At 68.6% G+C, this 21,677-nt stretch carries 19 protein-coding genes; 7 read left to right on the top strand and 12 right to left on the bottom strand.

What is annotated here, in order from left to right:
- Positions 1–65 precede the first annotated feature (65 nt).
- From EV650_RS34990 to mca, 3 genes are all read right to left on the bottom strand, one after another.
- Entirely contained in the window at positions 66–1,100 is a 1,035-nt protein-coding gene (locus EV650_RS34990; RefSeq protein ID WP_238174677.1) for a CopD family protein, read from the bottom strand.
- A 138-nt stretch (positions 1,101–1,238) separates the two neighbouring features.
- Entirely contained in the window at positions 1,239–1,529 is a 291-nt protein-coding gene (locus EV650_RS34995; RefSeq protein ID WP_134123428.1) for a hypothetical protein, read from the bottom strand.
- A gap of 31 nt (positions 1,530–1,560) precedes the next feature.
- Positions 1,561–2,424, bottom strand: a complete 864-nt coding sequence (gene mca, locus EV650_RS35000) for a mycothiol conjugate amidase Mca (protein WP_134123429.1) — start codon at positions 2,422–2,424, stop codon at positions 1,561–1,563.
- 58 nt (positions 2,425–2,482) lie between these two features.
- Here mca and EV650_RS35005 point away from each other — a divergent pair, with 58 nt between their 5' ends.
- Both EV650_RS35005 and greA read left to right on the top strand, forming a co-directional pair.
- Positions 2,483–2,920, top strand: a complete 438-nt coding sequence (locus tag EV650_RS35005; protein WP_134123430.1) for a DUF4307 domain-containing protein — start codon at positions 2,483–2,485, stop codon at positions 2,918–2,920.
- Between the two features lie 221 nt (positions 2,921–3,141).
- Complete coding sequence (gene greA / locus EV650_RS35010; RefSeq protein ID WP_134123431.1) at positions 3,142–3,654, top strand: transcription elongation factor GreA; 513 nt, start codon at positions 3,142–3,144, stop codon at positions 3,652–3,654.
- 64 nt (positions 3,655–3,718) lie between these two features.
- Here greA and EV650_RS40790 read toward each other — a convergent pair whose 3' ends face one another.
- Positions 3,719–7,813, bottom strand: a complete 4,095-nt coding sequence (locus tag EV650_RS40790; protein WP_202875194.1) for a S8 family serine peptidase — start codon at positions 7,811–7,813, stop codon at positions 3,719–3,721.
- A 91-nt stretch (positions 7,814–7,904) separates the two neighbouring features.
- On the opposite strand from EV650_RS40790, the gene EV650_RS35020 reads away from it, so the two are divergent.
- Positions 7,905–8,861: a helix-turn-helix domain-containing protein gene (locus EV650_RS35020; RefSeq protein ID WP_202875196.1), complete on the top strand. Its 957-nt coding sequence runs from the start codon at positions 7,905–7,907 to the stop codon at positions 8,859–8,861.
- A gap of 2 nt (positions 8,862–8,863) precedes the next feature.
- Here the strand turns inward: EV650_RS35020 and EV650_RS35025 are convergent, their stop codons facing one another.
- Complete coding sequence (locus tag EV650_RS35025; RefSeq protein WP_134123434.1) at positions 8,864–9,700, bottom strand: ABC transporter permease; 837 nt, start codon at positions 9,698–9,700, stop codon at positions 8,864–8,866.
- Entirely contained in the window at positions 9,697–10,674 is a 978-nt protein-coding gene (locus EV650_RS35030; RefSeq protein WP_134123435.1) for an ATP-binding cassette domain-containing protein, read from the bottom strand. The genes EV650_RS35025 and EV650_RS35030 overlap by 4 nt, the downstream gene beginning before the upstream one ends.
- Positions 10,675–10,822: 148 nt before the next feature.
- Between EV650_RS35030 and EV650_RS35035 the strand changes: the two genes are divergently transcribed.
- Entirely contained in the window at positions 10,823–12,058 is a 1,236-nt protein-coding gene (locus EV650_RS35035) for an MFS transporter (protein ID WP_134123436.1), read from the top strand.
- Here the strand turns inward: EV650_RS35035 and EV650_RS35040 are convergent.
- Both EV650_RS35040 and EV650_RS35045 read right to left on the bottom strand, forming a co-directional pair.
- A complete protein-coding gene (locus EV650_RS35040; protein WP_134123437.1) occupies positions 12,040–13,050 on the bottom strand; it encodes a hypothetical protein in 1,011 nt (336 codons plus the stop codon). The two genes, EV650_RS35035 and EV650_RS35040, sit on opposite strands and share 19 nt — an antisense overlap.
- Before the next feature lie 151 nt (positions 13,051–13,201).
- On the bottom strand, positions 13,202–14,665 hold the full coding sequence (locus EV650_RS35045; protein WP_134123438.1) for an MFS transporter: 1,464 nt from the start codon (positions 14,663–14,665) through the stop codon (positions 13,202–13,204).
- 121 nt (positions 14,666–14,786) lie between these two features.
- On the opposite strand from EV650_RS35045, the gene EV650_RS35050 reads away from it, so the two are divergent.
- Entirely contained in the window at positions 14,787–15,242 is a 456-nt protein-coding gene (locus EV650_RS35050; protein ID WP_134123439.1) for a MarR family winged helix-turn-helix transcriptional regulator, read from the top strand.
- A complete protein-coding gene (locus tag EV650_RS35055; protein ID WP_134123440.1) occupies positions 15,235–16,254 on the top strand; it encodes an alpha/beta hydrolase in 1,020 nt (339 codons plus the stop codon). The genes EV650_RS35050 and EV650_RS35055 overlap by 8 nt, the downstream gene beginning before the upstream one ends.
- Here the strand turns inward: EV650_RS35055 and ilvA are convergent.
- Positions 16,239–17,441 (bottom strand): threonine ammonia-lyase, encoded by a 1,203-nt coding sequence (gene ilvA, locus EV650_RS35060; protein ID WP_134123441.1) that lies wholly within the window; start codon positions 17,439–17,441, stop codon positions 16,239–16,241. The two genes, EV650_RS35055 and ilvA, sit on opposite strands and share 16 nt — an antisense overlap.
- Positions 17,442–17,494: 53 nt before the next feature.
- Here ilvA and EV650_RS35065 point away from each other — a divergent pair, with 53 nt between their 5' ends.
- A complete protein-coding gene (locus EV650_RS35065) occupies positions 17,495–18,661 on the top strand; it encodes an aminoglycoside phosphotransferase family protein (RefSeq protein WP_134123442.1) in 1,167 nt (388 codons plus the stop codon).
- Here EV650_RS35065 and EV650_RS35070 read toward each other — a convergent pair.
- Genes EV650_RS35070 through EV650_RS35080 form a run of 3 tightly spaced genes read right to left on the bottom strand, consistent with a single transcriptional unit; the run spans position 18,641 to position 21,663 of the window.
- Positions 18,641–19,396, bottom strand: coding sequence for a hypothetical protein (locus EV650_RS35070; RefSeq protein WP_134123443.1), 756 nt, complete (start codon positions 19,394–19,396; stop codon positions 18,641–18,643). The two genes, EV650_RS35065 and EV650_RS35070, sit on opposite strands and share 21 nt — an antisense overlap.
- 49 nt (positions 19,397–19,445) lie before the next feature.
- The gene (locus EV650_RS35075) at positions 19,446–20,486 is read right to left on the bottom strand and encodes a hypothetical protein (RefSeq protein ID WP_134123444.1); all 1,041 of its coding nucleotides are present in this window, start codon (positions 20,484–20,486) and stop codon (positions 19,446–19,448) included.
- 55 nt (positions 20,487–20,541) lie between these two features.
- On the bottom strand, positions 20,542–21,663 hold the full coding sequence (locus tag EV650_RS35080) for a hypothetical protein (RefSeq protein ID WP_134123445.1): 1,122 nt from the start codon (positions 21,661–21,663) through the stop codon (positions 20,542–20,544).
- Positions 21,664–21,677 lie beyond the last annotated feature (14 nt).

Consider the following 21,677-nt stretch of genomic DNA (forward strand, 5'->3'; position numbering starts at 1 on the left):
GATCCGATTCGTGTACAGATAACTCTACCTGTACACGCTTTCTTCCGTCGGAGGTTCGATCGCAGTCAGGCGGTTCGGGAGAGGGCTACTGAGAGGCCTAGGGCTAGGGCCATGATGACGAGTTCGAAGCCGACTATGCGCCAGAAGGGGCGGCCGGCGTCGAGGAGGTCGCCTTGGGCGCGGGAGCGGTGGAGGGCGGCGAGGATGATGAGGAGCAGGAAGGCGGCGATCTTGACGATCAGCAGGACGCCGTACGCGTCCTGGGTGAGGGCGTCGAAGATCGAGCCCCAGCCGCCGCCCTTCGCGGCCAGTCGGCCGGCGGCGCTGATCAGGCCGCTGACGAGTACGGCGATCGACGAGATGAACGCGACCTGGCCGTAGCGCTCCAGCACGATCGGCAGACCGGTCCGGCTCGCTCGCCCGTAGCGGACGAGTCCCGCGAGCCCACCGACCCAGGTCGTCGCGGCGATCACGTGGATCACGAGTGCCGCGCCGGCCAGGACGACGTACGACTCGTTCCGTGGGTACGCCGTGACCGCGGTCGGGACCAACGCGGCGATCGCGACCAGTACGCCGAGGCCCGCGGCCGACGAGGTCTGCACCCGGCGGATGCCGATCGCCAGCGCGAGGACCAGGATGCCCGTGATCAGCAGCGCCTTGACCTCGGGTACGCCGAGAGCGTCGTCGAATCGCAGTCGAAGCAGTCGAACCGGAGTGTCGAGCAGGATCGCCGCGGTCACGATCGCACCGGCGAACGCGGCCACTGCCCAGATGATCGCCGAATTGCTCGCGTCCCGCACCGCGCGGCGCCCCTGGATCCCGAGCGGCCCGCCCTCGATCCGCAGCAGCACGACCGCGGCAAGCAGCGCGCCGGCGCAGCCGACCGTCGCCAGCGTGGAGATCAGCCGGAGCAGCGGCAGCATCCAGCCGATGAAGACATCGGGACCGCCGACACCGCCGAGATCACGCGGCTGGCTGCCGGCCGCGAACAGCGCGACCACCAACGCCACGGACGCGATGACGACGGCGCCCACCCCGGCTGCGACCAGCCGCCCGGGCATGCGATGCCGGGCGGCACGGGTCGCGCGGGTCGCGCTCACCGAGCGAACCGGATAGGGGCACCATTCAGCACGCGGCTCACTATAGGGTCAGCCGGAATTGGGCTGCCCAGTCCGACACCATCTCGTGACCAGGGTGTTTCCGAGTTCCCAGGAATCGATCAACACACTGGTACGACATCAGTGCTCAGAGTGTTCTTTGGGCTCACTCGGCGTCGGGGTCTGCTCCGAAGTCGTCGGCGCTGCATCGCCAGCCGGGGACTCCGGGCTGTCCGGAGTCGCAGGGTCGCCGGACGGTGCTAGGTCGTCCGCACCATCGCCGTCCACGTTGATCCGCTTCAGCTGCTTGCCCATGTTGCGCCACAGCAGCACCGTGGCGGCACCGAGTGCGAGCACGATCAACAGCGCGACCCAACCGGGCTTCACGGTATTGGGGTCGATCTCGGCCGTCAGAAGGGAGGTCGCTGTCACCTGACCAGTCTCTCACTGTCTGCTCCGCCCGTTACCGCAGCCCCGCGAACAGATCATTTTCAGGCAGCTCGGACTCGACCACGCTCCGGGCCAGCTCATAGTCCTCGGTCGGCCAGGCCGCCTGGTGCACCTCGAGCGGTACGGCGAACCACGGACCGTCCGGATCGATCTGAGTAGCGTGCGCGAGCAGAGCCTGGTCGCGCACACCGAAGTACTCCGCGCACTCGACCCGGGTGGTGATCCGGCGCTCGTGCTCCGGGTCCGGCTTCCAGTCCTTCAGACGTTCGGCGTACGGCGACTCGAGGCCGCGCGCGATCATCGCGTCGTGCAGCGCCTTCATCCGCTCGTAGTGGAACGTGTGGTGGTAATACAGCTTGAGCGGCTGCCACGGCTCACCGAGCTCCGGGTACGCGTCCTTGTCCCCCGCTGCCTCGAACGCGGCCACGCTGATCTGGTGGCACATCACGTGATCCGGGTGCGGGTAGCCGCCGTTCTCGTCGTACGTCGTGACGACCTGCGGACGGAACTCGCGGATCAGCTTCACCAGCGGGGCGGCGGCGTCCTCGACCTTCAGCGCCCCGAAGCAGCCCTCCGGCAGCGGCGGTGGCGGGTCACCCTCCGGGAACCCGGAGTCCACCCAGCCCAGCCACTCCTGCCGGATGCCGAGGATCTCGCGGGCCGCGTCCATCTCCTTGCGGCGGATCTCGGTGATGTTCTCCAGCACCTCAGGGCGATCCATCTTCGGATTCAGGATCGATCCGCGTTCGCCGCCGGTACACGTGGCGACCATCACCTCGACGCCCTCGGCCACGTATCGTGCCGTCGACGCGGCTCCCTTGCTCGACTCGTCATCCGGGTGGGCGTGCACATGCAACAACCGAAGATCTCCACTCACAAGACACAATGGTCCTCCAACCGCAGTCAAAACCCACGACCGACCCCCTGGACGACCTGTGCCCGAGTCATCTGCGTCACCCGCCGCCAACCCGACCGCCGACCTGAACGCGCGGTACGGGAGGGCTGGGCGGTCCCGGCGTCCGCTGGTGATCGGCGGACTGGGAATCGTCGTACTGGCCGGGTTGGTGTGGCTGGTGTGGGCCGCCTGGGTGCAGTCGAATCCGGCCGTGACGTCGCAGTTGCAGGGATACGACATCGTCTCGGCGACGAGCGCGAAGGCGACGATGACGGTGGACCGGACCAAGTCGGTCGAGGCGAGCTGCCGGCTGCAGGCGAAGGCCGCCGACTTCTCCATCGTCGGCGAACTGACGGTGACGGTCCCGGCTGATGCACCCCGCCACCAGGTGCTTCCGGTCGCGCTGACAACGCAACGCTCAGCGACCACCGTCGTACTCGTCGGGTGTACGACGGCCGACCAGCACCGACCGCATTAACCGGCAAACGGCGCTCACCAACCTGACGCGGCAACCGATTACCGCGACCCTGCCCCCAGAGCGGGAAAAACCTTCCGAGCAAACGTTTTCCGAGCGTTTGAGTCGCCCTAGAAACCCTGCGTGATCTGCGGTCTCTTGCTACGCTCGTTTGATTGGTCGCCGTCGACGACGGCGGCCAGCAGTATTTTCCTGCCCATTCCCACCGACACAAGGAGCAGCCCGTGACGCAAAAGATCGATGAGGACAGCGTTGTCTGGCTGACACAGGACGGTTACGACCAGCTGAAGACCGAGCTCGAGCACCTCAAGGGCCCCGCCCGTGCCGAGATCACCCAGCGGATCAGCGAGGCCAGGGACGAGGGCGACCTCAAGGAGAACGGTGGCTACCACGCCGCCAAGGACGAGCAGGGCAAGATGGAGGCCCGGATCCGGCAGCTGGAGGACATGGTCCGTCGCGCCCGGGTCGGCGAGACCCCGAAGAAGGGCGGCAAGGTCGAGCCCGGGATGAAGGTCTCGATCAAGTTCGCCGGCGACGACGACGTCGAGACGTTCCTGCTCGGCTCCCGCGAGCTGCTCGCCCTGGACGCGTCGGTCGACATCGACGTGTACTCGCCGCAGTCTCCCCTCGGCGCCGCGATCCTGGGGAAGAAGAAGGGCGACAAGGCGACCTACGAGGCGCCCAACGGCAAGCCCGTCACGGTCGAGATCGTCGCCGCGGAACCCTTCACCGGCTGACCCACCAAGCTCCCGAAGCGCCCCGGTGGACAACCACCGGGGCGCTTCGCATTGGAGCACCGGGTCAGCGGATCCGGATCCGGTAGGTGCCGGCCGACCCGAGCCCGGTGTACAGCCAGCGGCCGTCGCTGCTGACCGCGAGTGCACGCGCATCCGTGGTCGGCAGGCCGGCGCCGATGCTGTGCCAGCTGCGGCCGTGGTCGGTCGATTCGAGTACGCCTCGACCCGCGACCGGCACGCCCGAGAAGGTGTCGGCGCCGGCGGCGTACCAGGCCTTGCCGGTGACAACGACGTCACCGATCGAGGTCGGTACCCCGCCGAGGTCGGCCGTAGTCCACCGGCCGTTCTTGGTGCTGACGCTGATCGCGTCACCGGCGGCGATCAGGTAGCGGCCGGTACGCCGGATCGCGCTGACCCGGCCGTCCAGGATCTTCGTGGACGTCGCGCCGCCGTCGGTCGAGCGGAACAGACCGCCGGGTCCGCCGAGCAGCAACCGGCCCGCGTCGTCGGTGCCGATCGCCTCGACGTAGAAGGACGTGTAGATGTTCTTCCAGGTCTGGCCGCCGTCCTTGGTGACCCGGATGCCGGTCGCGCCGTCGGTCTGGCGCGCGAACCCGGCGACCACATGAGCCGCGTCGTCCGGGTCGGCCCACAGCGCCGTCGGGAGGTTGTCCGTGGTGCTCTTCCGGGTCCAGGTCGTCCCGCCGTCATCGCTGCGATCGACCAGGCTGCCGCCGAAGGCATCGGCACCGAGCCGCCACAGTACGTCGTGACTCGACGCCAGGTACCGCGTACCGGCGCCGACCATCCCCTCGCCCTCGCCGGCGCCCCACTCCTGGTTGATGGAGTCGACAGGGCTGCCGTAGACGCCGGACTCGGTCGCTGCCAGCATCCGATCACCGACCGCGAGCAGGTCGTTCACCGTGGCGGCGGACAGGCCGATCCGGTGGAATCCGTCGTCGCCGAGGCGGTAGACGCCGGCCGAGTTGGCGATGGTGTCACCTGCGGCCCAGACGTCGAAGTCGGTGACGACCCCGTTCGGGTTCGGCGTCTGTACCTCTCGCCAGGTCGCGCCGCGGTCGTCCGACAGATAGCCGGTGCCGTTGTCGGTCGCGTAGATCGACGTACCGGAGGCATGCACGCTCTCATGGAAGGTGCCCGCGTGCACCGTCTTCCACGTCGTACCGTCGGTGCTCGCCACGGCGCCCTGCAGCCAGACGTTGGCGGCGATCACTCCGTCGCCCGCGGACAGTGAGGTGACAAAGACCGTCGTGGTGGACGAGTACGACAGTGTGGCGGCGCCGGGTGCCCCGCCGGACATCGGCATCGACCAGATCTTCTGGCCGTCGGTGACATAGAGGTTGTCTCCGAGTACGGCGGCGTACTGCACGTCACCGCTGATGCCGGCGGAGTGGGTCGACCAGGTCGTCCCGTTGTCCGTGCTCGACAGCAGCGAGGTCGGGGTGACCGCGACGACGGCTCCGTCGGGCATCGTGAACAGACCGAGGATCTGGGCGTTGTCCAGATGTTGCGGTTTCCAGGTCACACCCTGGTCGTCGGTGCGGACGATGGTGCCGCAGCCGCCGACGCACTCGTTGACGGCGAACCAGAAACGCTTCGATTCCTTGCGATCGAAGGTCACGTAACCGTCGCCGAGGCTCGCGGACAGCGGCGCCCCGGGGCGCGGGGTCCAGGTCTTGCCGGCGTCCGTGCTGACCCAGGGAAGCGTCGAGCCGGGCACCGTCGCGACTGCGACATCGCCCTGTGGTGACGGCGTGACCTCGCCGCCCTGGCTGTTGGGTCCGGTTGCCGACCAGGAGCTCGTCGACGGACTGCCCTGTATCTCGAACGACGTGCTGCCGATTAGATTCACGCCCGCTGCCGTCGTACCGGCCGACGTCACGTGGTAGCGGCCGGGTGCTGTGACCAGGCCTGCGAGGGAGGCGCCGGCCCAGGCGGTACCGCGGCTCTGGAGCGCCACGGCTTTTGTCTTGCCGTCGGGTCCAGTCAGGTTCGCCCGCGGCGTGCCCTGGAACGGCTGCGGCGCGACGACGTCGAGGCTCGGTACGGACCCGAGGGTGACGTAGACGCCCATCGGGCGGGCGGCGAGGAAGTACGGGACGGTCACCGCGCCACCGCTGAACGAGGCGATCAGGTCGCCTTGGATGTCGGTATTCTTCGTCGGCACGTCCGCGGTGACGGTGACCTTGACGGTGCGGGACTCACCGGCCGCGAGTGACACGGTGGCCGGCCGCAGCTTCACGCCCTTGGCGTCGAGGTGTACGACGAGCCGTCCCTTGCCGGTGTTGTGCAGCCTGATCGGCTTCGACGCCGAGATCGCCTTCCCGTCGAGGTCGGCGAGCCCGAAGGAGAGGCTGGTCGGGCTCGTCTCGAGCGGGGACCTCAGCGCCGTCGCGAGATCCATCCGGCCGGCGCCGTCGGTTGTCGGCGGTACGTCGGGCAGCGGGTCGGAGGCCCCGATCAGCGCGGACCGGATCTCGGCGGCCGGCTTGTTCGGATAGTGCTGGCGCATCACGGCCGCCGCACCGGCGACCGCGGGGCTGGCCATCGACGTGCCGGACATGGCGGCGTACCCGGACGGATCGAGCGCGGTGGGGACCGTCGAGACGACGTCGACGCCGGGTGCCGAGACGTCGGGCTTGAGCCGGAAGGTGCCGTCGTTCACCGGTCCGCGCGCGGAGAAGGGCGCGAGCTGGCCGCTGACGTCCTTGCCGACGATGGTGATGGCGCGACCGGCGGCGGTAGCGAGTTCGGCGTACTGGGTGTCGTCCATGCCGAGGACGACCAGCGACTTCATCCGCAGGCTGTCGTCGGCCGAGATGTGGCCGGGCTCGGGGACCGCGCTGATGCTGACGCCGCCGGAGCTCGGTTGACCGATCAGGACCGCGACGGCGCCGGCGTCCTGGATGCGCTGGATCGCTTCCCGATCCATGTAACCGGCGTACTCGGCGGTCGGGCCGGCGAAGCCGTTCATCAGCGCGACCTTGCCGTGCAGGTCTCCGGCCGCGGTCAGCTCTTCGGCTGAGGCGTAGCCGACGTCGACCAGCCGGCCGGTCGCGGGCTTGGCCGGAGCGCCGGCGCTGAGCGGGGTCTCGAAGGTCTGCAGTGGTTCGTTGCCCATCCTCGCCGAACCGACGCGACGGTTGCCTTCGGTCGCACCGACAGCGATGACGCCGGGCGCGACCGCGGGGCTGGCGACCGACGAAGCCGCCGGGCCGGCGTTACCGGCGGAGGCGACCACGATGACCCCGGCGTCCGCGGCTGCCTGCGCCGCCTCGGTCACCGGGTCGTCACCGGATCCGCCGTCCACACCGATACTCAGGTTGATGACGTCCGCCGGGTGCGCGCCGGCCGGATCCACCGCGGCGTCGATAGCGGCAACGATGTCCGAACTCGTACCGGAACCGCTCGCGTCAAGCGCCTTGTAGGCGGCGATGTCCGCCCCCGGCGCAGCACCCGTGACCCCACCCGGCCTGGCGGCCTTCGCGGCGATGATCCCGGCGACGTGCGTCCCGTGCCCGTTGTCATCCATCGGGTCGGAGTCACCGTTGACGAAGTCGTAGCCCCCGACAACCTTGTGCCCCGCCCCGAACCCACCACCGAGATCCGGGTGGCTGTAGTCCACCCCGGTATCGACAATCGCAACAGTCACCCCGGCACCCGCACCATCGGACGCCGCGGCTGACGACGTCGTGGCGGCTTTCGCCATCCGGACCGCATCGGACGCCATGGCGTGGACGGGGAGATCCGGGACGACGCGGGCCACACCGGGGAGGTTCTCGAGAGTGCTGACTTCGGTGGTGGGGACGGTGGCGGCGACGGCGTTCAGGACAGTGCCGAAGCGTTTGTGTACGGCGACCTGCAGGCCTGCCGCGCGGGCCCCGGCAAGGACGCCGTCCTGGCCGGTGCGGACTGCCTGGTGCTTGCCGGAGGCGGCTTGTGCTCCTGCCGCCTTCGCGAGGTCGACGCCGGTCGCGGCGGGGGCGGCGTCGAAGACGATGATGACGTCGCGGCTGCCGGCCTCGCCGGCGGACGGCGCGGCCGTCGCCGGGGCGCCGGCAGCAGCCAGGAGAGTGACCGCGAGACAACCGGCCGTGACGGCTCCGGCCAGGTTCGTGGTACGCGCTGTGAAATGCATATCGGGTATTGAAGCCGGGATTCCTGTGGCAGCGCATCGGTTTCTGCTGGCGCGTAGCGGCCAGTGGCTCATATGCGCCATCATCATCCCGGTGGGCGACGAGAAGCTGAAGGCGGCCGGGATCGGTACGTTCGACGAGCGCGTGTACCGCGTCCTGCTGACCCGTAGGTCGGCCACCGCCGCCGAGCTGACGCCCGACCTCGGCGACTCCCAGGCCCGGGTGACCAAGGCACTCGGCCGGCTCCACGACCTCGGCCTGGTCGGGCAACTCGCCGGCGAGGGCAAGCGCTTCTCCGCGATCGACCCGGCCAGCGGCGTCGAGGCCCTCGTCCGCGACCAGGAACGAGCCCTCGAGCTGGTCCGCGTCGCGGCCCGCGAGCTCGGTGAGCTCTACCGGCACGGCGCAGGCGGACGGCAAGGCGACGAGATCGAGATCGTGCACGGCCCCGAGGCGCTCGGACGACGGTTCGTCCAGCTGCAGCAGGAAACCACCGAGGAGTTCATGGCCCTCGACCGCCCGCCGTACGTGCTGGCCACCGAGAACCCCGTCGAGGAGCGCGCTCTCGACCGCGGCGTCCGCTACCGGGTCGTGTACTCGCCCGAGGCGCTGGCGCACCCGATCGTCGGCAAGGACATCAAGCGCCTCGTCCGGGCCGGCGAGGACGCCCGGATGCTGACCGGCGTACGGGTCAAGCTGGCCATCGCCGACCGATCCACCGCGCTGCTCCCGCTGTCACTCGACGTCGGGGACGGCCTCCGCGCCGCGATCATCCACCAGAGCACCCTTTTGGACGCCCTCGTCGACTATTGGGAGCTCTGCTGGCAGCAAGCGATCCCGTTCGGCGCGGAGGTGTCCGGCGAACTCACCGAGGACGACCGCGCACTGCTCACCCTCCTCGTCGCCGGCCTCAAGGACGACGCGATCGCACGCCAACTCGGCTGGTCTCTTCGCACCATGCGCCGCCGCGTCCACCGGCTGCACGAACTCACCGGCACCTCCAACCGCTTCCAGGCCGGCGCCGTCGCCATGCGGCGCGGCTGGCTCTGAACCTAGTGGCCAGTGGCACTCCGATATTTGCGGACGGCCAGCGGTGCGAAGACGACGATGATGGCGGTGCACCACATCAGCGACAGCCAGACAGGATGCTGGGCCGGGAAGCCGTCGGGGCTGGCGAACGGGGACGGGTTGCCGAACAAGTGACGGCAGGCCGCGACGATCGAGGAGATCGGGTTCCACTCGGCGATCGGCTGTAGGGCCTTGGGCAGCTGCGGAGTCGGGACGAACGCGTTCGACAGGAAGGTCAGCGGGAACAGCCAGATCAGCCCCGCCGACGACGCCACTTCAGGACCACCGACCGACAGCCCGATCAGCGCGCCGACCCAGAGCATCGCGAACGCGAACAGCAGCAGGATCGCGAACGCCGCCAGCGCCTGACCGAACCCGTTGTGCCAGCGCCACCCGACGATGAACCCACAGATCACCATGATCAGCATCACGAACGCGTTGAACACCAGGTCGCCGACCACCCGCCCGGCGATCACCCCGGACCTTGCCATCGGCAACGACCGGAACCGGTCGATCAGCCCCTTCGACATGTCGTCGGCCAGCCCGACACTCGCCGACGCGACCGCGAACGCCATCGTCTGCGCGAAGATCCCGGACATCAGGAACTCCCGGTACGCACGGGGTCCCGGGAAGCCCGGGATCGGGATCGCGTTGCCGAACACGTACGCGAACAACAGCACGAACATGATCGGCTGGATGGTCGCGTAGATCAGCATGTCCGGCGTCCGCGGGATCCGCTTCAGACTCCGCCAGGCCAGGATCCCGGCATCCGACAACGCCCGGCTCAACGGGTTCACCCGGGCCGGCAGCTCGACACTCACAGCGACTCCTTCTGCTCGGCCTCGTGCCCGGTCAGGGTGAGGAACACGTCGTCGAGCGTCGGCCGTCGCAGGCCGATGTCGGCGATCCGGATCTGCGCGGCGTCCAATGTCCGGATCACCTCGACCAACGTGCTCGAACCGCCCGGCGCCGGCACCGTGAGCCGTCGGTTGTGCTCCTCGAGCGAGGTCGATTCCGGATCGGCGATCCCGAGCGCCCCGGTCAGCAACTCCAGCGCCCGGGTCAGGTCGGCCGGGTCGTGGACGACGACCTCGATCCGCTCACCGCCCACCTTCGCCTTCAGCTCGTCCGCAGTACCGCGGGCGATCACCGAGCCGTGGTCGACGACCGCGATGCTGTCGGCCAGCTCGTCGGCCTCCTCGAGGTACTGCGTGGTGAGCAGGATCGTCACGCCCTCGCGGACCCGGTCGCGGATGATCTGCCACAGGTCGAGCCGCGACCGTGGGTCGAGACCCGTGGTCGGCTCGTCCAGGAACAGCACCTTCGGGTGCGCGATCAGCGAACCGGCCAGGTCGAGCCGGCGCCGCATGCCACCCGAGTACGTCTTGAGGATCCGATCTGCCGCCTCGGTCAGGTCGAATGTCGCCAGCAGCTCCTCGGCCCGTTGCTTCGCCTGCTGACTGGGCAGCCGGTACAGCCGGCCGAACATCCACAGGTTCTCCCGGCCGGTGAGCAGCTCGTCAACAGCGGCGTACTGCCCGGAGAGGCCGACGAGTCCGCGGACCGTGTCGGCGTCCTTCACCACGTCGTACCCGAGCACTCGGGCCGTGCCCGCATCCGGCTTCAGCAGCGTGGTGAGCACTCGGACCGCCGTGGTCTTGCCCGCCCCGTTCGGCCCGAGCAGGCCGAGCACCGTCCCCTCCGGCACGTCGAGATCGATCCCGTCGAGCGCTTTGACTGTCGCTTTCCTGCCTTTGAACGTCTTCACGAGGCCGGTCGCCTCGATTGCAGCCATCCGAACGTCCCCCTTCTGGATGTGACGCAGGCCACCATCCTGCCGGAGATCGCCGACAATTTCACCCGTGAATTATATTGAGTCGAGGCGACTCAACTTTGTTGATACTTGAGTCGACAAGACTCAACTCGGCGTTTACGGTCGCGGCATGAGCATCCTTCGCCACCCTGATTTCCGCCGGTTGTGGGCCGCCGACCTGCTCAGTCAGCTCGGGTCGCGCCTGAGCATGGGCGCCATCCCGCTGCTCGCGGTCCTGACCCTGAACGCGTCGACCCTGCAGGTCTCGCTGCTGCGGACCTGCGAGACCGGCGCCTGGCTCGTCCTCGGTCTGTTCGCCGGCGCCTGGGCCGACCGGATCCGCTGCCGCCCGGTCCTGGTGTACGCCGACCTGCTCCGGGCGCTCCTGTTCGCGTCGATCCCGGTCGCCTGGTGGTTCGGCGTACTCACCCTGACGCAGGTGTACGCCGTCCTGGTCCCGGCCGGGATCCTGACCGTACTGTTCGACGTCGCGCACAACTCGTACCTGCCGCGGATGCTCGAACGGGACCGACTGCTGCCGGGCAACGCAAAGCTCGCGGCCAACCACTCGATCGCCGCAGTCATCGGCGCCGGACTGAGCGGCGTCCTCGTTCAGTGGCTGGGCGCAGCGCTGACGATCGGGCTGGACGCGCTCAGCTTCCTGTGGTCAGCCGTGTGGCTGCGCTCGATCCGCACACCGGAAGCCGAGCCGGTGAAGCCCGAACGGCCCGATCTGCGCCGCGAGATCGGGGACGGCCTGCGGTACGTGTTCCATCACCCGCTGCTGCGCCCGCTCGCTCTGAACACGATGGCGACGATGCTCTTCCAGGCGGCGGCCGGCGCGATCATGATCGTCTACCTGGTCCGCGGAGTTCATTTGCAGCCGGCAACCATCGGCGTACTCAGCATGATCGGCCTCGGCGGCGCGATCGTGGCCTCCGTTGTCACCGAGCGACTCAGCATGCGGTACGGCGATGCGCGCACGCTCTTGCTGTCGTCGACGGGCATCGGTGTCGCGTTCACCGTGCAAGCGCTGACCGCACCCGGCTGGCAGGTCAGCTGGTTCGTAGTCGCCACCCTGCTCGCCGGCTTCTGCATCATCGTCAGCTACATCCTGCAGGCGAGCGCGCGGCAGCGACTCTGCCCGCCCGAACTGCAGGGCCGGGTCAGCGCCACCATGAGCTTCGTCAGCTGGGGCGCCGCCCCGATCGGCAGCCTCCTCGGCGGCACCCTCGCCACCGCGTTCGGCCTGCACACCACCCTGTGGATCGCAGGCCTCGGCACCCTGGCCGGCAACGCCTTCCTCTACTTCTCCCCGCTTCGCACGTTACGCACGATCCCGGTCACTCAGTCGGAGACGATCTGAGCGGTGCCGACGAGGACCTCTACATCGAGGGCGGCGCGGCCGCGGCCGATTTCGACGTCTTTGGACTGGCCGGAGACGGCGCCGGCCCAGGTGACGCGGCCGAGTTGGGCCTCGGTGTGGACGTGGACGTCGGAGCCGCGGCGGAGCGAGACCTTCGCCGTACCGGACTCGACGCGGACGCGGGACCTGCCCTTGGTGATCTGGGCGTCCAGGTCGGCCGAGCCGGCTTGGACGAGTACGTCGATCGGGCCGTCGACGTCGGTGACCTTCGCCGTACCGGCGGTGACGCGGACCCGGGTCAGGCCGGGCAGGCGTTCGGCGTTGACGCTGCCGCCGGTCACCTCGACCTCGACCTGGAGGCTCGGGTTGACCCGGATCGAGAGCTCCTTGGCCAGACCGTTCACGTGCGCCTTCAGGTCGGTCGGGTTCCGCAGCATGCTGAAGCCGTCGATCGAGACGCCCATGTCGCCTTCGCTGCTGATGGCGAGGGTGTCGCCGTCGCGCTTGATCACGTGCGGCCCGTCGACGGCGACGCCGTTCACGGCCGGCTCGCCGATCAGCCGCACCCGGCGGCCGATCGCCCGTACCGTCACCCGCTGCACGCCCGCCGGAACCGGCACGTTGCTGTGCTCCTCCTCGACCGGCTCAGCCTCGGCGTCGTCAACCACGTCGTCAACCACACTGTCCTGCACAACCGACGGCTCACCGGCATGCCGGGCCGTTGGCTCGCTCTTCGGCTCGGCTACGGGGTCGCTCTTCGGCTCGGCGGTCGGAGAGTCCACCGCGTCGGCCCACGCGGCCGGGCTCGGCACATCGTCAGCAACCGGCTCCTGCGTGCTCGCTCCGTTGGCGGCACTGGTGTCGCCGGCGTCTGCCGAAGCGGTCGGCTTGATGGCGGCGATCAGGGTGGCGGCCTCCTCGCTCGAGAGGTGGCCCTTGGCGACCCTGTCCAGGATGTCCTTGACCTGCAGGTCGTAGCTCTGGTTGCTCATGCCCCCAGTCCAGCACCCCGCGAGGTCGAAACCAATCGGGGATCGCCCCGAGACCCCACGGAACGCAGCAGTGCGGGCCCTGGGGAGTAGCCCAGGACCCGCAACTGCGTTCTCTATATCCAAACAGCTCCGGTGGAGCTGGTTGTTGTTGTCATGCCGCCGGCGTCATCTCCTCCGACGCCAGCTCGTCCTGTACGGCGACCAACTCGGCCTCCTCCGTCTCCTCAGCGGCCCGGCGAGCACGCAGCCCCCGCAGACCGGTCAGAGCGATCACCAGACCGAGCGCCGCGATCCCCGTCACGACCCCGAGCCCCGACCTGTACGCCGGAAGCACACCGGCCGCCGTGGTCACGCCGACCGACTTGCCGCTGATCACCGCGGTCACGATCGCGAGAACCACCGCGCCGCCGACCTGGTTGGAGGTGTTGAACAGTCCCGACGCGAGCCCCTGCTCGTGGTCCGGGACGCCGGACACCGCCTGGATGTTCAGCGACGGGAACCCGATCGCGAACCCGAGACCGAGCAGCATGATCGTCGGGAACACGGTCGAGAAGTACGCCGACTCCGGCCCGATCCGCAGCGACAGGGCGTACCCGGCGACGAACAGCCCCATCGCGAGGATGATCATCTTCTCGGTGCCGACCCGGTCCACGATCTTGCCGACGTTCGGCGAGAGCGTGGCGACCAGGACGCCGGCCGGCAGGAAGCCGAGCGCGGTCTGGAAGGACGACCAGCCGAGCAGGTTCTGGAAGTACATGGTGCCGATCAGCTGGAAGGCGACGTACGAACCGAAGACGGTCAGGATGGCCAGGTTCGCCCGCCGCAGCGACGGGTTGCGCAGGATGCCGAGGCGGACCAGCGGGTGCTTCGTGCGCAGCTCGATCGCCACGAAGCCGGCCAGCAGGACGATCGCGAGTGCGAACAGCCCGAAGGTCTGCACCGAGACCCAGCCGGCGTGCTCGGCGCCGACGACCGCGTACACCAGAGACAGCATGCCGCCGGTGACGGTGATCGCGCCCGGTACGTCGTACCCGCCGGCGGCGTCGTCGCGCGGGCTGTTCGGGATCAGCTTGAGGCCGAACAGCAGCACGATCAGGGCGACCGGGCCAGGCATCAGGAAGGTCCAGCGCCAGCCGACCTCGGTCAGCGCGCCACCGAGGATCAGGCCCATCGAGAAGCCGCTGGCAGCACACGTGGTGAAGATGCTGAGGGCTCGGTTGCGATCCGGACCCTCGTGGAAGGTGGTGGTGATGATCGAGAGAGCTGCCGGGGCGGTGAACGCCGCGGCGATTCCCTTCACGAACCGCGCCGCAATGAGCAGTTCGGGGTTGCTGGCCAGTGAGCTCAGCATCGAGACGACAGCGAAGACAGCCAGTGCGATCAGGAAGACGCGACGCCGGCCGAGCAGATCGGCGGTCCGGCCGCCGAGCAGCAGCAGGCCGCCGTACCCGAGCACGTAGCCGGTCACGACCCACTGGAGAGAGGACAGAGAGACGCCGAGGTCGGCGCCGATGGACGGCAGGGACATGCCGACCATGGACACGTCCAGGCCGTCGAGGAAGATCACGCCGCAGACCACCAGAAGTGCGCCCCAGAGGCGCGCATCCCAGGTCATGCGTGCTGGTGATGATGTGGTTTGCGTAGTCACGAGGTAGGACTATTCCATGCACATGCATCTAATGTCTAGGCATTAAATGCGTTTGCATTGAATGCGTGTGCATGCTATGGTCACCACCATGACCGCTACGAAGGTCAGCGTTGGGACTGGTGAGACCAACGCCGATGCAAGTGCTGACGTCAGGGGATGGCGCGAGCTTCTCGCTCGCCACGCCGACCTGACCTGCGCCCTCGACCGGGCCTTGCAGGCCGGTCACTCGCTCGGAATGAGTGAGTACGAGGTGCTCGAGCGGCTCGCCGAGCTACCGGAGCAGTCCGCCAAGGTGGCGACAATCGCCAAGTCCGTGCATCTCAGCCAGAGCGCGCTGTCCCGCGTGATCGGCCGCCTGGAAGTTGCCGGTCTGGTCGAGCGTCACATGTGCCCCGAGGACCGCCGCGCGATCAACGTCCGGCTGACCGACGAAGGTCTGGAGCGCCAGACCGAGGCCCGGCCCACTCAGCGCCGTGTCCTCGCCGAGCGCCTGCACGCCCCGCTCGTGAAGTCCTGCGAGCCCGTAGCCTCAGTGGATGACTGAGGAGTACGCCGAAGCCCGCGAGATCATCGCGGACCTGCATCGGATCGTGACGCCCAATGGCGTCCAGGAGAAGTACGAACTCCGCGCCGGCGGCATCGACCACTGCGTCTACGCCCGCGGCAAGGATCGCTCGAACCCCGTCATGCTGTTCGTCCACGGCGGCCCGGCGTCACCACTTGCCCCGGCCGCGTGGGAGTTCCAGCGACCGGTCGAGGAGTACTTCACCGTCGTCACCTACGACCAGCGCGCCGCCGGCCGAACCCTCCGCACGGTCGACCCCGAAACCATCGCGGACACGCTGACAATCGCGCAGTACGTCGAGGATGCGATCGAGCTCGCCGAGCAGATCAGGGAGCGGTACGGCGTCCAGAAGCTGGTCCTCGTCGGCCACAGCTGGGGCACCATCATCGCCATCCAAGCCGCCCTCGACCGGCCCGACCTCTTCCACGCGTACGTCGGCATCGGTCAGGTGATCGACGCCCGCGCGAATGAGGCGCTCTGCTTCGAGTACGCGCTCCAACAGGCGCGCAAGCACAACCACACCGAGGCCCTCGAGCAGCTCGCCTCCATCGCGCCGTACCCCGGTGACGAGCCGCTGACCCGGGAGCGGATCATCATCGCCCGGCAATGGGCGCAGTACCGCGGCGGGCTGTCGGCGTACCGCGAGGACTCGCTGTACTACTTCGAGGCGCCGATGCTGTCGCCGGAGTACACGGTCGAGGAGACCGAGACCATCAACGAGGGCAACCAGTTCACGTTGGGCCGGGTGCTGGACGAGATGCTGGAGGTCGACTACACCGGGGTGACCGAGTTCCCGATTCCGGTGGTGATGTTCCTCGGGCGGCACGACTACACGACTCCGGCTCAGCCGACGGCGGACTGGATGGAGAAGGTACGGGCGCCGTACAAGCAGGCGATCTGGTTCGAGCACTCGGCGCACCTCGCGCCGTGGGAGGAGCCGGGCAAGTTCCTGATCAGTCTGGTGACGTACGTGCGTCAGTTGAGCGTGTAGGTGTAACCGTTCGCGACCAGGCCGGCCAGGACGCGGTCGCGGTGGTCCTCGCCCCGGAGTTCGAGCTGCAGCGCGACCTCGACCTCCTCAAGGCTCAGGGTCTCCGAGATGCGCTCGTGCAGGATCTCGATGATGTTGGCGTCCAGCTCGGCGATCCGGGTGAGCAACGTGGCCAGTCCGCCGGGCGTGTCCGGGATCCGCACCCGCAGCGACAGGTACCGCCCGGCCGCCGCCATACCGCTGCGGATCACTCGCATCAGCAGCAGCGGGTCGATGTTGCCGCCGGAAAGCACTACGACGACCGGCGGCTTGAACCGCGTCGGCTCGTCGAGTACGGCAGCAACCGCGGCGGCACCGGCCGGCTCGACCACCAGCTTCGCGCGCTCGAGCACCAGCAAGAGTGCCTTGGACAACGAATCCTCGCTGACGGTCCGCACCTCACCGACATACCGCTGCACCGTCTCGAACGGCACCTCCCCCGGCAGGCCGACCGCGATCCCGTCCGCCATCGTCGCCATCCGCTCCAGCTGCACCGGCTCCCCCGCCGCCAGCGACGCCGGGAACGCCGCCGCACCAGCTGCCTGTACGCCGACAACCTCGATCGGCATCCCGTCACGCTGCATCGCGGACGCGATCCCGGCGAGCAGACCGCCACCGCCGGTCGGTACGACGACGGTCCGGACCTGCGGGCACTGCTCGACGATCTCAAGACCGGTGGTCGCCTGACCGGCGACGATGTCTGGGTGGTCGAACGGATGGATCAGCACCGCACCCGTCTCGGCCTCGAAGGCGCGGGCCGCGGTCAAGCAGTCGTCGATCGACGTACCGGCGAAGCGGACGTCTGCGCCGTACGCCCGGGTCGCCTTCTCCTTCGGGATCGCGGCGCCGTGCGGCATGAAGACGGTGGCCTTGATACCGAGCAGCTGGGCCGCCAGCGCGACGCCCTGCGCGTGGTTGCCCGCACTCGCCGCGACCACGCCCCGGTTGCGTTCGGCCTTGGACAATCTGGCCATCCGCACGTACGCGCCGCGTAGCTTGAACGATCCGGTCCGCTGCAGGTTCTCGCACTTCAAGAACACGTCCCCGCCGACCAGCTCGCTCAACCACCGCGAGTACTCCAACGGCGTCGGCGCCACCACGTCGTGCAGCAGATCGGCAGCCCGTGCAACATCCCTGGCATCGATCACGGGATCACCCTACGGGTGAAAAACGGTTGCGGCGGACACATACGCTGCAACACATGAGAGCCACGGCTGTCGGGGCGCGCCCGTCGAACCTCGAGCTGGAGGTTCCGGACGGGACCTGGTTCCCGGACGTCGAGCCGACGATCCTCGCGCTGCGCGACCAGGGTGTCGAAGGCGTCGTACTCACGTGCCTGTCCGACGAGCCGCTCACCTACGTGGTCATGGCGGACTCAGGTGAAGCCCCCAGCACTTCGGACCTGCCAGCCTGGACAAAGCCGGAGTGGTACGACGAAGCGCTGCCGTGGATCGCCGAGCACCTCGAAGCCACTGGCCCGTGGACGCAGGTTCGCTCCTGGGGTTTGTCGAACGTACTGCGCTTTCCAACGGCCGACGGCGACGTCTACTTCAAGGCGATCGCGCACTCGACGACCATCACACCGACTCGGCCGGACGCCTTGCCGATGCTGTTCGCCCACGAGCCGTTGTTCCTGCAGAGGATGTCCATCGACCGTCCAGGCGAGGTGCCGGCGCCGATCGCGATCGACGAGAAACGTGCCTGGATGCTGCTGCCCGACGCCGGCTCACCGCTCGCCGACGAGACCGACATCGACGTCTGGATCGACGCGGTACGGCGGCATGCTCGACTGCAACGCAGTTATGCGGATCAGCCCGGGCGACTGCTTGAGTTCAGCTGCGCCGACCGTCGACTCGCCGTACTCGACGCCGAGCTGGATCGGCTGCTCGGACCGAACTCGATCACCGAGCGTCTCGAGCCGGCCGACCGGGATCAGTTGCCGGATCGCGGTAAGCAGTTGCGCGAGGCAATCATCGAGTTGACGGCGATCGGCGTACCGGAGACCTTGTTGCACGGCGATCTGCACCCACGGAACGTTGCTGTCCGCAATGGTATTCCGCTGGCCTTCGACTGGACCGACGCGGCGCTGGCGCATCCGTTCCTGGACCTGGTGACTTTCGTCGAGGAGACGCGGTCGAAGCTCTCGGCCGACCCACGAGTGCTCGATGCGTACCTGAGCGAGTGGGAAGAGTACGCCTCGCCGGCTGACCTCCGGCGCGCGCTCGAGCTCGCTGAGGAACTCGGCGCGCTCTACCAGATCATGACGTACGTACACCTGCCCGATCACCTGGCCGGACCGAGCAAGGAGTCGATGGTGCGCGGCGGTGTGTGGTGGCTGCGGAAGCTGCTAGCGGTGCAGGATCGCTAGCTGGTTGCGCATACCGCGGCGTACCGGCGGATCCAGGTGCCGCTCCCAGGCTGGCCTGCGTTCACCCCGCAACATGGCGTAGTACGCGAGGGCCTCGGACAGCGCGGCCTCGCGGAGGTAGCCGCGGGCCAGCGCCTGCTTGCCTCGCCCGTTCGGCCGGGGACGTCGCTCGTACGCCGCGTTGGCGGTGAAGATCCCGAGTCCGTAGAAGACGGTGATCAGGTCGGTCAGTGGCTCGTGGTCGGGCCGGCCGGTCAGCGAGATCCGGCCGCCGCCGAGCAGCAGTTCGTGCCCGACCTCGTGGGCGTAGATCGCGATCAGCGCGACCGGGTCGGCGGTCAGCGCGGGCGAGAGGTGGATCTCGTTCTGGTCGGTGCCGCGGATCCAGCGCCCGTGCTGCTCCTTCACCACCACGGTTGTGCCGCGGTTGGCGGGACGGCGGACGCCGTTGAGCTCGAAGCTGAGTCCGCACTGGCCGGGCCGAAGATCCATCCGGCCGTCGACCCGGCCGCACAGTTCGGCCGCGGCCGCCCGGCTTCCGTCGTACCCGTCGGGGATGACGTCGTCCGGCAGGGCGATCGGGCGGAGCAGGATGTCGCGGCCGAACTCGGCCACCAGCCAGTCCATCGACGAGCGGATCCAACGGCGGCTGCCGCCAGGCAACCGCTCGCGTGGTGCCTTCAGCTGGGATCGCACCTGCTGACTTCGACGTAGCTGCCCGATCGGATTCCTCACCCGCGGGATCATGCCTGGCCGGCGTCTCGGCAAACCTGCCGGGTCCGCATCAGGCCAGCGGCGCACCTTCCTGGATCGACGCGATCTCGGCTGCCGCGACCATCACTGAGAGCCGGGCGAACGTGCGGGCCTGGACCGGTCGGTCGAGCTCGGTCGGCATCGTCGGCAACGGCGACTCCGGCCACAAGAGGTGCCGACGGAAGCAGTACGCCGCCAACGCTTCCGAGGCGCCGCGCTCACCCAGGTAGCCCAGGCTCTGCAGTGTTTCGCGGCGGCCGCGCACCGGCTCGACCGCCTGGTTCGCGAGGAAGATGCCGAACCCGTGGAACACCGCGAACAGGTCGGTGACCGCCTCGGCGTCCCGCCGTTGCCGGTCCATCAGGTGATATCCCCAGAGCACCTCGTGCCCGAGCTCGTGAGCGATGGCAGCTACCACCGTGGCCGGGTCGGCGAGAACGTCGGCCGACAGCATGACCGCCGTACCCTCGTAGCCGCCGGTGCGCAGATCTACCCAGCAAGCCCGCGAACCGCCGCCTGCCGGTGCCGACCAGATCGCCTCGGCGCGTTCGCAGAGCTCGGCTCGCCGGTCCAGGTTCGTCTCCTGGAGGATCGCCGTACTGCGTTGCAGCTCGGCCCGCAGCTCGCGCTCGGCGAGCACGCTGATTTCGGCCTCGAATCCCGCGGCGGCCAGTGCGGCCACCTCGGCCATCGTCATCGTTGCCCTGAGCCCCGAGACCGCGACTTCGGGGCACTGCTCGGCGTTGAGGCGGTGGACGGCCGCGCTACGGGCAGCGGCTCGGACCTCGTCCATCCGGAAACTGAACCGGATCCGGTCGTCGGGCACCTCCATCCAGGCACAGACCTTCAGGCAGAGTTCGCGGGCCGCCTGCTCCGAGCCGTCGTACCCCCTGGGCACGAAGACGCTTGGCAGCACGGGCGGACGACGCAGTGGCTCGACCCCGAACCGGCCGGTCAACCAGTCCAGCGAGTCCTCCATCCACTGTTCCGGTCCACCGGGCAGCACGACCTTCGGCCCGTACAGGCGCTCCCGGTCCCGCCGCCGGCGCCGCCACGCACCGATCAGATTCATATCGAAACTGACGCGGCTGGCTCGGCGGCCGTTCCACTTCAATGTTGCAGCTGGATCACCAACCCAACGCGGTCGGTGGGCCGCCGATCAGCTCGTCGAGCCGGGCGACGAAGCGGGCTCGTGGTTCGGGGTCGAGGGCCTGGTGCCAGGCCGGGAGCAGCGGGCCGTCACGGACGAGTCGGTGCTGCTGGAAGCGGTAGACGGCGAGTGCTTCGGCGACGGCCGTTTCGCCTAGGTAGCCGAAGGTTTCGACGGTCGGGGTGTCGATCGTGGTCTCGTCGAGGGCGGCGTTCGCGTGCGCGATGCCGAAGCCGTGGAGTACGGCGTACAGGTCGGTCAGCGGCTCCCGCAGTACGCCGGTGGCACCGGGGACGTCCGACGACATCAGGACTTGGTGACCGAGCTCGTGTGATGCTGCGGAGAGGAGGACGGTCGGGTCCGCGAGGATGTCGGAGCCGAGCATGACTGCGGTGTGGCCGGGTAAGAGCTCGACGCCGGGCATGCAGTAGGTCAGGTCGGTCCAGCGTCCGGCAGTCCGCGACTCTGCGGCGGCGGCCTCGGGATCCGGGCGGGCTGGTTGCTGTTCGAGCTCGGCGCGTCGGTCGGGGTTTGGTTCGGCTGCGATGTGGCGGCAGCGGACGAGTTCGGTGAGGAAGTCGAGGAAGGCGAACCGCTGGATCTCCGGCAACAGCCCGTCGCCAACACCGTCAGGCTCCTCCGGCGAAGCATCGTGCACCCCACACTCCACCAACAACTCCGCAAACCGATCCTTCGGCGCGACGCCGAGCAGCCTCGAGTACTTCCGTACAGCGGCAATGTCGCCAGATGCAGCCCCGTGGAAGGCGGGTAGTGATTGCGCGACGAATGCGTTGACGAGGGTTGCCCCGAGCAACTGACCGGCCTCGACCACCTTCTCCAGCCGAAAGCTGAACCGGATCCGCTCAGACGGAATACCCATCCGCTCAGCCACTCTCAGGCACAACTCCCGAGCAGCCTCCTCAGACCCGTCGTACCCGTCCGCGACGAACTCCTTCGGCACGACCGCCGGCCGGCGCAACGGATCTGTCCCGAAGTGGTCGATCAGCAGCCGCAGCGACTCGACGACCCACCGCCGCGGTCCGCCAGGCAGCTCCACCTTCGGCGCCCGCACGAGATCGCGGAAGGACATGTCCGTCATGCCCACTCCGACGG

The organism is Kribbella kalugense, assembly GCF_004365875.1.
In the GTDB taxonomy this organism is placed as follows: domain Bacteria; phylum Actinomycetota; class Actinomycetes; order Propionibacteriales; family Kribbellaceae; genus Kribbella; species Kribbella kalugense.

Coding starts and splice junctions, on each gene's coding strand:
- EV650_RS35065 (WP_134123442.1), top strand. CDS start 17,495: ATGAGAGCCACGGCTGTCGGGGCGCGCCCGTCGAACCTCGAGCTGGAG.
- EV650_RS35075 (WP_134123444.1), bottom strand. CDS start 20,486: ATGAATCTGATCGGTGCGTGGCGGCGCCGGCGGCGGGACCGGGAGCGC.
- EV650_RS35080 (WP_134123445.1), bottom strand. CDS start 21,663: ATGACGGACATGTCCTTCCGCGATCTCGTGCGGGCGCCGAAGGTGGAG.
- EV650_RS35030 (WP_134123435.1), bottom strand. CDS start 10,674: ATGGCTGCAATCGAGGCGACCGGCCTCGTGAAGACGTTCAAAGGCAGG.
- EV650_RS35045 (WP_134123438.1), bottom strand. CDS start 14,665: ATGACCTGGGATGCGCGCCTCTGGGGCGCACTTCTGGTGGTCTGCGGC.
- EV650_RS35055 (WP_134123440.1), top strand. CDS start 15,235: ATGACTGAGGAGTACGCCGAAGCCCGCGAGATCATCGCGGACCTGCAT.
- EV650_RS35040 (WP_134123437.1), bottom strand. CDS start 13,050: ATGAGCAACCAGAGCTACGACCTGCAGGTCAAGGACATCCTGGACAGG.
- EV650_RS35050 (WP_134123439.1), top strand. CDS start 14,787: ATGACCGCTACGAAGGTCAGCGTTGGGACTGGTGAGACCAACGCCGAT.
- EV650_RS35035 (WP_134123436.1), top strand. CDS start 10,823: ATGAGCATCCTTCGCCACCCTGATTTCCGCCGGTTGTGGGCCGCCGAC.
- EV650_RS40790 (WP_202875194.1), bottom strand. CDS start 7,813: ATGCATTTCACAGCGCGTACCACGAACCTGGCCGGAGCCGTCACGGCC.